The organism is Pelagibacterium sp. (assembly GCF_965249125.1).
Lineage (GTDB): Bacteria > Pseudomonadota > Alphaproteobacteria > Rhizobiales > Devosiaceae > Pelagibacterium.
Genome location: NZ_OZ252217.1, coordinates 1,596,900 through 1,609,953, shown reverse-complemented (window position 1 = coordinate 1,609,953; position 13,054 = coordinate 1,596,900). Strand labels below are relative to the sequence as shown.

The following is a 13,054-nucleotide window of genomic DNA, read 5'->3' as shown; positions in this document are numbered from 1 at the left end:
TCCAGCCGGTCGATACAGACCGCTTCGGTAAGGGCTCGTAGCTCAGCTGGTAGAGCACTCGACTTTTAATCGAGTTGTCCCGGGTTCGAGCCCCGGCGAGCCTACCAATTTCACCAGATTATCGCGCGAATTGTCGCGGGCCTGTCTGGGCGCCAATCAATTTTGAGCAAAAAACTCTGCTTGTTTGCGACAGTTGCCCTGCCGTACTCTGAGCGCATCGGTGCAAAGACCGATGGGAGGCGGGCCAGCGAGCCCCCAAGCCGAGTGACCGCCTCCCCCTCCCAAAGTCCGGTGCGCAGGAAGCGCATCGATCACGAGAAGAACGTCTCAGGCCAAATCGAATCGGTATTGCGTACGATGAGCCAGAGTCCCAAGCGAGACACGCTGCTCGACGCCGGTTGGCGTCTTGCGGAAATGCAGAAACAGCTCCAGCAGAGCGCGGGCTACGATCATCAGCTCGATCAGCTTTTCTTGCTGACCCAGTGGCGCATTGCGGAGCTGGCAAGAGCCACCAAACCAGCATCCAACGTGGTTTCCCTCCGCCCCAGGCGATAGAAGGTTACCGTCCTCGGCCTGACAGCGAAAGCCTCCTGTCCGGTCCGGGGCCGCGCCCACCGTTTGCTCGCACAAAGGCCGCCTCTCCTTTCGGAGAAGCGGCCCTTTGACGAAACCTTGGAGGGGTTCGTTACTGTGCGACGGGCGCCTCGGCGTCCACGTCACCCTCAACGCTCATCGCGTCGGCTCCGGCGTCCGCACCAGCCACTGCGGCCAGCTCGTCCTCTGAAAGTTCGCCGCTGGCATCGAGGTCGTAGGAAGCGAATTCTTCCTCGGTGATGTCAGGCAGGGCGACCTGCAGTTCTTCGAAGCTCACGCCGCCGCTGGCGTCGGCGTCCACCGTTGCGAAATCGAGATCCTGTGCGAGAGCAGCCCCCGAGATCGAAAGGCCAACGACAGAAGCAATAGCAAAAATGGTCTTTTTCATCTGTATTCTCCGTTTTCGGTTTAAGCCGCATTCGGAGCATGCGGCCCGTGTCCCGTCGTTCACGAGACTGTGAGCAGGCTACTCGGCAGCAAGGCGGCAATAGGTCCGAACCGTGGAAATCGCTGGGCAATTTGAGGGCGGGCAGTCACCTCGATCTGCGCGCGCGCCAAATTGCTCTTATCGCCATGGACTTAGAGTTCAGTAACCTTGCGCCGGTATAGAGGGTGTGCGGTGCAGAATGGTGCCGATACCGCGGGAGTGCAGAACGCATGCGATTGATTGCCGGAGCCGTAATCGTTTTTGTCTCGGTTCTTGGGGGCTATGCCGCCATGGGCGGCCATTTGGAAGTCCTATGGCAACCCTTTGAAGCCGTTATCATTTTGGGTGCCGCCATCGGCGCCTTCATCATTGGCAACCCGAAAGCCATTCTCAAGCAGAGCCTTGGGGTGTTCGGCTCACTGTTCAAAGGACCTCGCTACAACAAGCAGTCCTATGTGGAATTGCTGGGGCTGCAGTTTTCGATTTTCAAGCTGGTCCAGTCAAAAGGGCTGCTTGCGCTCGAACAGCACATTGAAAATCCCGAGCAGTCCGACCTGTTCTCGCGTTTCCCGACCTTTGCCAAGAACCATCACGCTGTGGAATTCATGTGCGACTACCTGCGTATGATCACGCTGGGTACTTATGCGGTTCACGAGCTTGAGTCGCTGATGGACGAGGAATTGGAAACCCACCATCAGGAAGCAGAGCGTGTGGTGAGTGCCGTCCAGTCTCTGGCCGACGCCACGCCCGCCCTGGGTATCGTGGCTGCGGTGCTGGGCGTCATCAAAACCATGGGCGCGATTTCCGAGCCGCCCGAAGTCCTCGGCCATCTCATCGGCGGCGCTCTCGTCGGCACGTTCCTGGGCGTTTTCTGCGCCTATGGGTTTTTCGGCCCCATGGCCCAGGCGTTGCGCAATACCAATGAGGCGGAATCGAAATACTTCCTGTCGATGAAGGCGGGCCTGCTCGCTCACGTCTCCGGTTACCCGCCGGTCATCGCCATCGAATTCGCGCGCAAGGCTGTCATGTCGGAAGATCGTCCCACCTTCGCAGAAGTCGATCGCGCCACGTCCGATCTCAAGGCCGCCATCTAACACTTTTTCTCCGGAGCACTCGTCATGTCCCGTCAGCAGGGCTCGATCATCGTCAAGAAGGTCAAGAAGGCTGGACACGCCCATCATGGCGGTGCCTGGAAAATCGCGTACGCCGATTTCGTGACGGCCATGATGGCGTTCTTTTTGCTTCTCTGGCTCATCAATATGACCACGCCGGAGCAAAAAGAGGGGCTCGCCAACTATTTCGCGCCGCCCAACATCAGCGAAAGCACCTCGGGCTCGGGCGGTGCGATGGCCGGCCGCGCGATGGACGATCAGGGCTCGCTTACCTCCAATATCGAGGCCAATGGCATCGCAAGCATCGGCGTTGAAAACTACGCATCGACCGATCCGGCCGCTGGCAATGTGCGCGAAGGCGATGCAGCCGAAAAAGACTCGGCGTTCGATCTTTCCGCGTCCGATCCGCAAATGTTCCACAGCGCCGCCGCCAGCATCCGGCAGGCTTGGGAAGCGCTGCCCGACATCACGGAGATTTCCGACAATCTGATCGTCGAGGTTACCGAGAACGGGCTCGACATTCAGATCGTCGAGCAGCGTGGTCGTCCCATGTTCCAGGAGGGATCGAAATATCCCTATGAATGGATGCGCGGGGCCATTGCCGCTGTAGCGCCAACTCTCCAGCGCCTTCCCAATCAGGTTCGCATCTCCGGTCACACCGCCGCTGGCGTGATCTATTCCGACCAATCCTACGGCGCGTGGGAACTTTCCGCCGATCGGGCCAACACCGTGCGCGCGCTTTTGGGCGAATTCGGCCTGTCCGATGAGCACATTTACTCTGTCGTGGGCCGGGCGACCAGCGAACCGTTCTTTGCCAACGATCCCTATCTTGCGGCCAATGAACGGATCAGGATCACCGTCATCAATGAACCCTCCCCGATCCCGCTCAACATGGCACCCTGACCGCTATTGTGGCGCTCTTGGTCTTGCCGTTGTCGCGGCGGCCCATTATTGCTGAATCCATCCCGAAAGGGGACGGGGCCTGAACAGGACGAGGGACGCCTATTCCATGTTATTGACGAAGTCTTTTATCGCAGCGCTTTGCGCTGCCGGCCTGTCGTTAGCCGCACTTCCTGCCCTGGGCCAGAACGTTCATATCTCGCGCCTTTACGAACAGGTGCTCGAAAACATCGAGTACACCAAGCCGGGCTTTTATCTCGATTCCTTTGGCGTGGTGCGCCTCAATGAAGGGGGTACAACCCGCATAGAGCTCGACGTTCCTGCCAACACCGCCATCGAAATCATGGGTGACTGCGACGAGGATTGCATCGACCTCGATCTCGGCATCTACAACGGCGCGGGCAAGCTGCTTGGCGAAGATCGGCTTGAGGACTACTACCCAATCGTGTCCTTTGTCTCCGAGGACGATGGCCGCATTGCCCTTGAACTCGATCTGGTCAATTGCGACGCCGCATATTGCTACACCGCCTATTCAGTGTTCGTGGAAGGAACCGAATAGGCCATGAACCCTGTTTCAAACAGGCTCAAGGCAATCGCCGTCACTGCCGCCTTTTTCGCCCTGAGCGGGCTGGCTCTGCTCGGCGTGATCTGGGGTCTCTCCGCCCTGCCCTTTACAGTCCCCGGCGGCCTGGCGCTCACCGCCTATCGTCCGCACGATACTGTTTCGATCCTCTCCGATTTGCGCCTGCCGGTGGCGCTGACCGCCGCCTTTCTTGTCGCGACAGCCATCGTCCTGGTGTTTTCGAGCGCCTATCTCGACAAGATGATCGCCATTTTCGCCGACGTGCTGCTCATGCTCATGGCGGCTTTGGCGGGCTTTGTCGCCGGCTATTGGGTGCTGCTCCGCCTCGCGGGCTACGAAAATTTCCTGCGGCTCGATTTTGTTCAGGCCGCCCTCATCCCGCCAGTTGTCGTCTTCGCGGTCTCGCTGCTCTCACCCGCCTGGCTGCGCTCCTCCTGGGTCTTTCGCATCGCCACCATCCTGGTGCTGCTGATCGCCGCCCCGCTGATGCTGGTCCATCTGCCTTAGCGGGCCGGTCCCATGCGTGGCTTTGCCACAACACATCGCCGCATGCTGACGCAGCCCGATCCGCTGACAAACTTGCGTCGCATTGCAGGTGGCCAATGGCTCCAGTTCAAGGAGCACCACCATGGCCGCACTCTACCGCGCCCTCTCCCCCTTTGCCCTATTCTTCCTGATCTCGACGGTCCCTGCATTCGCGCAGGATTTTAACGCCATGCCGGTCCACCAGCTCAGGGCCGAGGTGCCCAACGCCCATCCCTCGGGCTATTACGTCCTCGCCTCACGGCTGTACGATCGCGGAGACAGGGACGAAGCCGTCTTCTGGTTCTACGCCGGCCAGCTGCGCTACCGCACTCACCTCGCCTGCAATCCCGACCTTCCGCCCGATGGCGACCCGGCCCTTTTCAGCGCGCTAAGCGATGTCATCGGGTCTGAAATCAACTTCTATGCCTTCGGCAATCTCGATCTGCTCCTGGAAACCATAGATGCCGTTATCGAATGGGACCAGTCGACGCCGAACGGCTACGCGCCCGACGCCGACTGCTCAACCTCCCGGATCGATGTCCTTGCCGGATTGCGGCAGCTACAGACCCATATCGCCGAAAACATCGACGAGATTCGCGCCGAACGTATCTCGAGCGGGCTTGGTGGTCTTTGACTGCCGGGATACGCGGCAAAACAAGAATCTCAAGAACTCTCACGATCCCAGGACAAGCGAAAATGCCCTGGGCGCTACAGCGGTTGCTTGAGCCCGAAGATCGTACCCTCCGGGTCGGCGACATATTGAACCAGCCCTTCGCCCGGTATGGTGTTTTGATCTCCCGCGACGGTTCCGCCTTCGGCGATTATCCTTGTAACCGCGGCGTCGAGATTTTCGACCTCGAACCAAACGATCGCCACCTGCTCCCTGTAGGTCCGATCCATCACCGCGCCGAGCGGCCCTTCGCCGACAAGCATGTGATATCCCTTTAGGAAAGGCGACGGGTCGGCATGGACCTCAAGCGCCTTGGCGTAAAATTGCGCAAGTTTTCCGGGGTCTTTTCCCGTAATTTCGAAATGAACCAGACGCGCCATGTTGCAGCTCCTTTGTTGGACAATGAACAAAGCCTAGAGCGGGGCGGCGCAACCGTATTGTATAAATCTGGCAGCCGTCATTTTTTATGCATCAGCTGCGCTATGCCATTGAGCCGTCGTTTGAATTCGGCCTGCCCGACGCCGGTAAAGCGTTTGAATTCCTTGGCGGCATGCGCCTGATCGTAATATCCTTCCATATTGGCCAGCAGGGCCAACGACCCGAATTCGCCCTTCAGCAAAACGCCAGTGAAATGATAATGACGAATGATGCCGATGTACTGTTTGGGCGATAGCCCGGTCATGGCCTTGAACAGCCTGTAAAGCGCATCATAGCCGATCCCCATGGCCCCGGTCAGATCGCCAACGTCGATTTGCCCGCCCTCCGCATCGACGATTTCGACAGCCTCGCGAATGCGCCTTAAAGCGAGCGGTTTTCGCAGCCCCATCAGCAAATCGGCAATGGGCGCCACACGGGATGGCCCAAACGGAGCCTCGCGGCAAGAAGTCGACAGCCGCGAAACCTCTGCAGATCCGACAAACTTATCCATCGGCAGGATCGCATCGACCAACGTCCCGCTCGAAAAGGCGGACAGCCCCCAGGGATGGAGTTGCGCCGCCGCATAACTCGAAACTCCGCTTTGCTCGAGCACGATCGGGCGCGTCAACGGTCCTGCGATGTTGCTGGCATTGTCGAGCGGTAGCGCATCCGGCGCCAGACGCACACCGGCCTGCCCGAGGCAGACAAGCAATGTCGGGCGCCCATTGGGAACCAGAATTTCACGGTGCCGATCCAGTGCGACCGGATTTTCAACCGCCCAGAAATGCTCGACGATATCGGCAAGTTCGGCGGGTGGCGGAAACGTTTGGTACCGCATGGCCGCTATCAGGCAGCCAGCGTTACGACAACCGCCCCACGCCGCGTGGCAACGATGGTGTGCTCATATTGCACGCACGGCGCCGAAGGCACGCTCACCAGCGTCCATGGGTCATCCAGGGATTTTTCCTCTGCCATCTGCCCACCCATCGACAGGAATGGTTCGACGGTAAAAACCAGCCCGTCCTCGATGCGGCGCCGCTCGGCCCGGTCGGGCCAGGTGGGAATTTCCCCAGGCTCGTCATGCAGCCCGTGGCCGATGCCATGGCTGGCGAGATTGCGGATCAGCGTATAGCCATTGGTGCCGGCAAACTTGCCGATGGCATCTCCGATATCGGCGATCCGCCCCCCGGCCCTGACCGCGCGAATGCCCGCCCACATCGCCTTTTTGCCGTCACTGCAAAGCTTCTCCAGCCGCCGCACTGAGCCCGGCGGCACGATGTAGGACGCCCCTGTATCCGCGAAAATCCCGTCTTTCTCCGCCGATACATCGATATTGACCAGATCACCAGCCTTTATGACTCGGTTCCCCGGAATGCCGTGCGCGACCTCTTCATTGACCGAAATGCACGTCGCGCCGGGAAACTGATAGGTTACCTCGGGCGCCGAGCGCGCGCCATGATCGTCGAGCACCTTGCGCCCGATATCGTCGAGTTCCTTGGTCGTCATGCCCGGCTCAAGCGCCATTGCCATCGTATCGCGCGCAATCGCGCAGATGCGGCCGATCACCTTGAGCCGCTCTAGTTCTTCCTCCGACGTAATGGTCATCGCTTAGCCTTTCAGCGCGTGGAAATGTTCGAGCAACCCGCGGGTCGAGCTGTCATGGCTCTCCGCCGGCTCGGCGCCCTCCACTTTGGCCAGCAAAGCCTTGGCCAGTTGCTTGCCCAGTTCCACGCCCCACTGGTCGTAGGAATTGACATTCCAGATCGTGCCCTGGACGAAAACCTTGTGCTCGTAGAGCGCCACCAACTTGCCCAGCGTTGCGGGATCGAGACGGGAATACAGAATGGTGTTGGATGGCCTGTTGCCGGGAAAGACCTTGTGCGGCGTCAGGGCCTTGATCTCGGCCTTGGAAAGCCCGGTGCCCTTGAGCTCGTTGGTGACTTCTTCGGCGCTCTTGCCCAGCATCAGCGCTTCCGATTGCGCGAAACAATTGGCCACCAGCTTGGCGTGATGCGGCGGCAATTCCTCGTGCGGATTGGCAGCCACGAGAAAATCGCAAGGGACGACCGAAGTCCCCTGATGGATCAGCTGGTAGAAGGCGTGCTGCCCATTGGTCCCCGGCTCACCCCAGATGACCGGCCCGGTTTCCCAGGGCGTGGATTTGCCGCCCAGCGTCACGGACTTTCCATTCGACTCCATGTCCTGCTGCTGCAGATACGCCGGAAAGCGCGAAAGCCGCTGGTCGTACGGCAATACCGCATGGGTCGCGAACCCCCAGGCATTGCGATACCACACACCAAGCAGCCCCATGATCATCGGAAGATTTTCTTCCAGCGGGGTCGTCAGGAAATGCTGATCCATTTCGTAGGCGCCGCGCAGAAACGCCTCGAAATTGTCGTACCCCACGGCAATCGCCACCGGCAGCCCGATAGCCGACCAGACCGAATACCGCCCGCCGACCCAGTCCCAGAACCCAAAGATCCGATCCTCGCGAATACCAAAGGCCTGACAGCCCTCGATATTGGTCGAGACGGCGGCGAAATGGTCGTTGACCGCCTGTTCACCCAGGGCGTCGGCCAGCCATTTGCGGGCCGTATGGGCGTTGGTCATCGTCTCGTCGGTGGTGAAGGTCTTTGAGGCGATGATGAACAGCGTCCGCGCCGGATCGAGTCCCTTGAGGGTGTCGTGCATATGCGCGCCGTCGACATTGGAGACGTAGTGGGCGCGCAGATTGGCCCGCGTATAGGGCTCCAGCGCCAGCGTCACCATGGCAGGCCCCAGGTCGGACCCGCCGATGCCGATATTGATCACGTCGGTAAACTGGTCGCCCAGCGCCCCACGGATCGCCCCGTCGCGCACATCGTTGGAAAAACCCTTGATCCGCGCCAGAACGTCCCGCACCGCCGGCATGACGTCTGCGCCCTCGACCATCACCGCTTCATCGCCGCCATAGCGCAGCGCCATGTGAAGCACCGAGCGGTGTTCGGTGATGTTGATGGGCTCGGCCGCCCACATCCGGTCGCGCCGCCCCTCGACATCGGTGTCCCGAGCCAGATCGAACAGGGCGGCCATGGACTGGCTGTCGATGCGGTTCTTGGAATAGTCGAGCAGCATGTCGCCAAACGATGCCGAATAGCTGGCGAACCGGTCGTCGTCATGGGCGAACAACTCACGCATGGACGTGCCCGCCAGGCGCTTCTTGTGTTTCTTGAGAACCTGGAAACCGGCCTTGCGAACCTTGTTCGACATCGATGCACCCCTATTCTAGCGCCGGCAGGTCGCCCTTGGTCCAGCCTTCGCGGACCGCTGCGCAATATTGGACGAAAGTCGCATTCTCAATCGCATTTCGCATGCCAGCCATCAACTCCTGATAATAGGAAAGGTTGATCTGGCTTAAAATCATCGCCCCGAGCATTTCCTCGCACCGCACGAGATGATGCAGATAGGCCCGCGAAAAGCGCCGCGCGGTCGGATTTGGCGAGGTTTCGTCCAGCGGCCGATGGTCGTCCTTGTGCCGGGCGTTCTTCAGGTTCACCACGCCAAACCGCGTATAGGCATGGCCGTGCCGCCCGGCCCGCGTCGGATGCACGCAATCGAACATGTCGATCCCCCGCCCAACGGCGCCCAGCAAATCGTCGGGCTTGCCCACCCCCATAAGATAGCGCGGCTTGTCGGCCGGCAATTGCGGGGTGGTTTCGTCCAGCACCCGAAACATCACCTCTTGCGGCTCGCCCACGGCCAGCCCGCCCACGGCATATCCGTCGAACCCGATATCGATCAGCCCGGCCGCCGAACGCGCTCGCAACCCGGCATTGTCGCCCCCCTGCACAATCCCGAACAACGCCCTGCCCTTGGCGTTGTCGAAAGCCTTTTTTGAGCGTTCGGCCCAACGGATGGACAGCTCCATGGCCCGCTCGAGTTCGTCATATTCGGCCGGCAGGCTCACGCATTCGTCGAGTTGCATGATGATGTCGGAATCGAGCAGCTTCTGGATTTCGATGGACCGCTCGGGCGTCAGGCTGTGCGTTGACCCGTCGATATGGGATTTGAACGTTACGCCATTTTCATCAAGCTTGCGCAGCTTGGCCAGGCTCATCACCTGAAATCCGCCGGAATCGGTAAGGATCGGGCGCTGCCAGTCCATGAACTCATGCAACCCGCCCAGCCGCTCCACCCGTTCGGCACCAGGTCGCAGCATCAGGTGATAGGTGTTGCCCAGGACGATATCGGCGCCAGTTTCACGAACCTGCTCGGGATACATGGCCTTGACTGTCCCGGCTGTCCCCACGGGCATGAAGGCCGGCGTGCGGATTTCACCACGCGGCGTATCCATCTGCCCGCGACGCGCCATGCCGTCAGTGGCGGAAAGCGTGAACTGGAAATTTTCGGTCATCGGTCGGCCCGGAACAGCAGCGAGGAGTCGCCGTAGGAATAGAAGCGATAGTGGTGATCGATGGCGTGCTTATAGGCGCCATGCATGGTCTCCAAGCCCGAAAAGGCCGAGACCAGCATGAACAGCGTCGAGCGCGGCAGGTGGAAATTTGTCATCAGCACATCGACAACCCGGAACGCAAAACCCGGCGTAATGAAAATATCGGTCTCGCCGGCGAAGGCCTCCAGCGTGCCCGTCTTGCGCGCCGCGCTCTCGAGCAATCGCAGGCTCGTCGTCCCCACGGCAACGACCCGGCCGCCAGCCGCCTTGGCCGCGTTGATGCGCTCGACGACTTCGGGAGAAACCACCCCCCATTCGGCGTGCATCGTGTGATCCTCGGTATCGTCCGCCTTCATCGGCAGGAAGGTCCCGGCCCCCACATGCAGAGTCACGTGTTCGATTGCGATGCCCTTTTCCTCGAGCCGATCCAGCAGTTCGGGCGTAAAATGCAGCCCTGCGGTCGGTGCGGCAACAGCGCCGTCATGCTCGGCATAGACAGTCTGATAATCGGTCTTGTCGCGCTCCTCGATACCTCGCTTGGCTCCGATATAGGGCGGCAGCGGCATGGCCCCGCGCGCCTTGATCGCTTCATCGAGCACCGCATCGGAAAAATCGAATGCCAGCGTCACCTGCCCGTCTTCGACCGCTTTGACGGTCGCGGCCAGTTCGTCGAGCATGCAGACCTCTGAAGTGGCACCAAACACCACGCGGTCCCCCGCCTTCAGCCGCTTGGCCGGTCGGGCAAAGGCCAGCCAGGTGTTGCCGTCGACCCGCTTGTGCAGGTTGAACGACACTGACGCGGCAAACTCCCCGCGATGGCGCGTGCCCCGCAGTTCCGCGGGGATGACCCGCGTGTCGTTGACCACCAATACGTCGCCGGCGCGCAGGATCGTTTCGAGGTCGGTCACCACCCGGTCCGAAAGCATACCGCCCTTGGCAACGACAAGCATTTTAGCGCTGTCGCGGGGTGAAACCGGATGGAGCGCGATCCGCTCGTCGGGGAGATCGAAGTCGAAAAGATCGACCTTCATTTTCTGTCATCCACAAAAAGTGACCCCGGCTCGCGCCGGGGTACACAAAACACTTCAGGAATTTGCAGCCTATGCGGCGTCTGCGGCCACCTTCATCGAAACGATCTTGTCGGGGTTGCGAACCGGCTCACCCTTTTCGAGCTGGTCGACAACGTCCATGCCCTCGATCACCTTGCCGAACACCGAATACTGTCCGTTGAGCCAGGGCGCCTCGCCAAAGCAGATGAAGAACTGGGAATTGGCCGAATTGGGGTTGGCCGAGCGCGCCGCGGAAACCGTTCCACGCACGTGCTTTTCCTGGGAAAATTCGGCCTTGAGATCGGGCTTGTCCGATCCTCCGGTGCCGTTGCCCTTGGGGCAGCCAACCTGCGCCATGAACCCGTCGATCACGCGATGAAACACAATCCCGTCGTAAAACCCTTCACGGGCCAGTTCTTTCATGCGGTCAACATGCCCCGGAGCCAGGTCGGGGCGCAGTTCGATAACGACCTTCCCCTTTGATGTCTCCATCACGATCGTGTTTTCCGGATCCTTGATATCGGCCATGAGCGGCTTTCCTTTTCTTGATTATTGCTACTCTGCGACGCGCAGAGAAACCATGATGTCGGGATTAGCGACGGCACCATTGGCGCTGGCGGGGCCTTTTTCCAGCCCGTCGACAAGCTCCATTCCCGAAATGACATTGCCGAACAGGGTATATTGCCCGTTCAGATGCGGCGAATCCGCGGTCACGATGAAAAACTGCGAGTTGGCCGAATTGGGATTGGCCGAACGGGCCATGCCCAGCGTGCCGCTTACGAAGGATTCGTTGGAAAATTCCGCCGCCAGGTCGGGCAGGTCCGACCCGCCCATGCCTGTGCCCTGCGGATCGCCGGTCTGCGCCATGAACCCGTCGATCACGCGATGGAATTTCAATCCGTCATAAAAGCCCGAATTGGCCAGTTCGGTGATCCGCGCCACATGCTCGGGCGCCAGATCGGGACGCAGCGCGATGGTCACATCCCCGCTCTCCAGCGTGAGAGTCGCCATCGGTGCATCCGCAGGCACGTCCGAAGCGGACTGCGCCATCGCCGGGGTCTGCCCGAACGGCAGGTAGGGCCAAGCCACCATCGCGCCGAACACGGCGACAAAGGCGAAAACGAGGAAACCAACCATGCGGTTGGCCGGTTTGGCGGAATGATCAGCCATCATGTCTCCAGGAGTTTGAGCACGGCACGCGGAACGAACGGGGTAATCTCGCCCCCCATCTCCGCTATCTGGCGCACCAGAGTTGCCGAAATATGGCGCACATAGGGGCTCGAAGGCACAAACACCGTCTGAATATCGGGTGCCATCTGAGCATTCATGCCCACCATCTGCATTTCGTAATTATAATCTGTCGTATCGCGCAGCCCGCGAATGACCATGCCCGCGCCGCAACGCTGCGCCGCCTGGACCATCAGCCCGTCGAACTCAACGATTTCAATGGCCACGCCCTTGCGCGTTCCGATCGCGCCGGCCGTCTCGGCGAGCAGTTCACGTCGTTGGTCAGCGCTCAGCATAGGCTTTTTGGCCGCATGCACGCCGATGCCGACAATCAGCTTGTCCACGAGTTTGCAAGCCCGCTCGATAACATCGAGATGGCCGTTGGTCACCGGATCGAACGATCCGGGGTAAAATCCCACACGCTCAGTCATTGCCGGTTTTTGTCACGCCCGGCGCTGCAGCGCAAGCCAGATGCCGCCCCCGATCAGCACGGCGCCCGAAACGCGATTGACCAGCCGCACCCGCGCCGCATTGATCCAGTGGCGCATCTGCCCAGCCAACACCGCATAAACAGAGTCGCTCAGCGTCGTCGCCAGCATGAACAATCCACCCAGAACGAGGATCTGCGGCAACGCCGCCCCATTGGCCACCACGAACTGCGGCAGAAAGGCGCCAAACATCAGCAGCGCCTTGGGATTTGACCAGATGACCACAAAACCCTGAACGACATAGCCGCGCAGGCTTTTGTGCCGTTCTGCCGCCAGAGGTTCTATCTCCCCGCTCGAGCGCAGCATGCGATAGCCCAGCCAGACAAGATAGACCGCCCCGATCAGTTTGATCCAGTCAAACGCCCAGCCCATGAGACTCATCACCGCCTCAAGCCCGAACGCGACGACTAGGATCATCGAGACCAGCCCCAACTGCGTGCCCAGAATGATCGCCATCCCCGCCATCGTCCCGCGCGACAAGGCGCTGGCGATAATGACGGTCACAGTCGGGCCGGGAACGACCGCTATGAAAAAGGAGGCGGCGAGAAAAGCGAGAAGTGAGGCAATATCGGGCATGGCACACTCCTTGAAAACGTGCCGTCAGCTAGCCATGGCCCGGGCTTCTGACAA

Annotated in this window: 17 protein-coding genes and 1 tRNA gene; 7 read left to right on the top strand and 11 right to left on the bottom strand. The window is 60.3% G+C overall.

Features of this window, described 5'->3' with window-relative positions; all coding sequences use genetic code 11:
- Positions 1-31: 31 nt before the first annotated feature.
- Both ACP148_RS07945 and ACP148_RS07940 read left to right on the top strand, forming a co-directional pair.
- Positions 32-107 (top strand) — tRNA-Lys (locus tag ACP148_RS07945).
- A gap of 55 nt (positions 108-162) precedes the next feature.
- Positions 163-555 carry a hypothetical protein gene (locus ACP148_RS07940; protein WP_421950389.1) on the top strand — a complete coding sequence of 131 codons (393 nt, stop codon included), beginning with the start codon at positions 163-165 and terminating at the stop codon, positions 553-555.
- 130 nt (positions 556-685) lie between these two features.
- Here ACP148_RS07940 and ACP148_RS07935 read toward each other — a convergent pair whose 3' ends face one another.
- Complete coding sequence (locus tag ACP148_RS07935; RefSeq protein WP_421950388.1) at positions 686-982, bottom strand: hypothetical protein; 297 nt, start codon at positions 980-982, stop codon at positions 686-688.
- A gap of 269 nt (positions 983-1,251) precedes the next feature.
- On the opposite strand from ACP148_RS07935, the gene motA reads away from it, so the two are divergent.
- The 5 genes from motA to ACP148_RS07910 all read left to right on the top strand — a co-directional run bounded on the left by motA (position 1,252) and on the right by ACP148_RS07910 (position 4,775).
- Positions 1,252-2,115: a flagellar motor stator protein MotA gene (motA, locus tag ACP148_RS07930; RefSeq protein ID WP_421950387.1), complete on the top strand. Its 864-nt coding sequence runs from the start codon at positions 1,252-1,254 to the stop codon at positions 2,113-2,115.
- Between the two features lie 24 nt (positions 2,116-2,139).
- A complete protein-coding gene (locus ACP148_RS07925) occupies positions 2,140-3,036 on the top strand; it encodes a flagellar motor protein MotB (RefSeq protein ID WP_421950386.1) in 897 nt (298 codons plus the stop codon).
- Between the two features lie 106 nt (positions 3,037-3,142).
- Positions 3,143-3,592: a hypothetical protein gene (locus ACP148_RS07920; protein ID WP_421950385.1), complete on the top strand. Its 450-nt coding sequence runs from the start codon at positions 3,143-3,145 to the stop codon at positions 3,590-3,592.
- Between the two features lie 3 nt (positions 3,593-3,595).
- A complete protein-coding gene (locus tag ACP148_RS07915; RefSeq protein ID WP_421950384.1) occupies positions 3,596-4,123 on the top strand; it encodes a hypothetical protein in 528 nt (175 codons plus the stop codon).
- A gap of 121 nt (positions 4,124-4,244) precedes the next feature.
- A complete protein-coding gene (locus ACP148_RS07910) occupies positions 4,245-4,775 on the top strand; it encodes a hypothetical protein (protein ID WP_421950383.1) in 531 nt (176 codons plus the stop codon).
- Between the two features lie 74 nt (positions 4,776-4,849).
- Here ACP148_RS07910 and ACP148_RS07905 read toward each other — a convergent pair whose 3' ends face one another.
- The 10 genes from ACP148_RS07905 to ACP148_RS07860 all read right to left on the bottom strand — a co-directional run bounded on the left by ACP148_RS07905 (position 4,850) and on the right by ACP148_RS07860 (position 13,000).
- On the bottom strand, positions 4,850-5,191 hold the full coding sequence (locus ACP148_RS07905; RefSeq protein WP_421950382.1) for a VOC family protein: 342 nt from the start codon (positions 5,189-5,191) through the stop codon (positions 4,850-4,852).
- A 77-nt stretch (positions 5,192-5,268) separates the two neighbouring features.
- Entirely contained in the window at positions 5,269-6,066 is a 798-nt protein-coding gene (locus ACP148_RS07900; protein ID WP_421950381.1) for a helix-turn-helix domain-containing protein, read from the bottom strand.
- 8 nt (positions 6,067-6,074) lie between these two features.
- Positions 6,075-6,833, bottom strand: a complete 759-nt coding sequence (gene map / locus ACP148_RS07895) for a type I methionyl aminopeptidase (RefSeq protein WP_421950380.1) — start codon at positions 6,831-6,833, stop codon at positions 6,075-6,077.
- 3 nt (positions 6,834-6,836) lie between these two features.
- Positions 6,837-8,477, bottom strand: a complete 1,641-nt coding sequence (gene pgi / locus ACP148_RS07890; RefSeq protein ID WP_421950379.1) for a glucose-6-phosphate isomerase — start codon at positions 8,475-8,477, stop codon at positions 6,837-6,839.
- A gap of 10 nt (positions 8,478-8,487) precedes the next feature.
- Positions 8,488-9,621 carry a tRNA guanosine(34) transglycosylase Tgt gene (gene tgt, locus ACP148_RS07885; protein ID WP_421950378.1) on the bottom strand — a complete coding sequence of 378 codons (1,134 nt, stop codon included), beginning with the start codon at positions 9,619-9,621 and terminating at the stop codon, positions 8,488-8,490.
- Positions 9,618-10,691, bottom strand: a complete 1,074-nt coding sequence (gene queA / locus ACP148_RS07880) for a tRNA preQ1(34) S-adenosylmethionine ribosyltransferase-isomerase QueA (RefSeq protein WP_421950377.1) — start codon at positions 10,689-10,691, stop codon at positions 9,618-9,620. Before queA ends, tgt begins: the two co-directional genes overlap by 4 nt.
- A 69-nt stretch (positions 10,692-10,760) precedes the next feature.
- Complete coding sequence (locus ACP148_RS07875) at positions 10,761-11,237, bottom strand: peptidylprolyl isomerase (RefSeq protein WP_421950376.1); 477 nt, start codon at positions 11,235-11,237, stop codon at positions 10,761-10,763.
- 27 nt (positions 11,238-11,264) lie between these two features.
- Positions 11,265-11,879, bottom strand: coding sequence for a peptidylprolyl isomerase (locus ACP148_RS07870; RefSeq protein WP_421950375.1), 615 nt, complete (start codon positions 11,877-11,879; stop codon positions 11,265-11,267).
- Positions 11,879-12,367: a pantetheine-phosphate adenylyltransferase gene (gene coaD, locus ACP148_RS07865; protein WP_421950374.1), complete on the bottom strand. Its 489-nt coding sequence runs from the start codon at positions 12,365-12,367 to the stop codon at positions 11,879-11,881. Before coaD ends, ACP148_RS07870 begins: the two co-directional genes overlap by 1 nt.
- Positions 12,368-12,379: 12 nt before the next feature.
- Positions 12,380-13,000, bottom strand: coding sequence for a LysE family translocator (locus ACP148_RS07860; protein ID WP_421950373.1), 621 nt, complete (start codon positions 12,998-13,000; stop codon positions 12,380-12,382).
- Between the last annotated feature and the right edge of the window lie 54 nt (positions 13,001-13,054).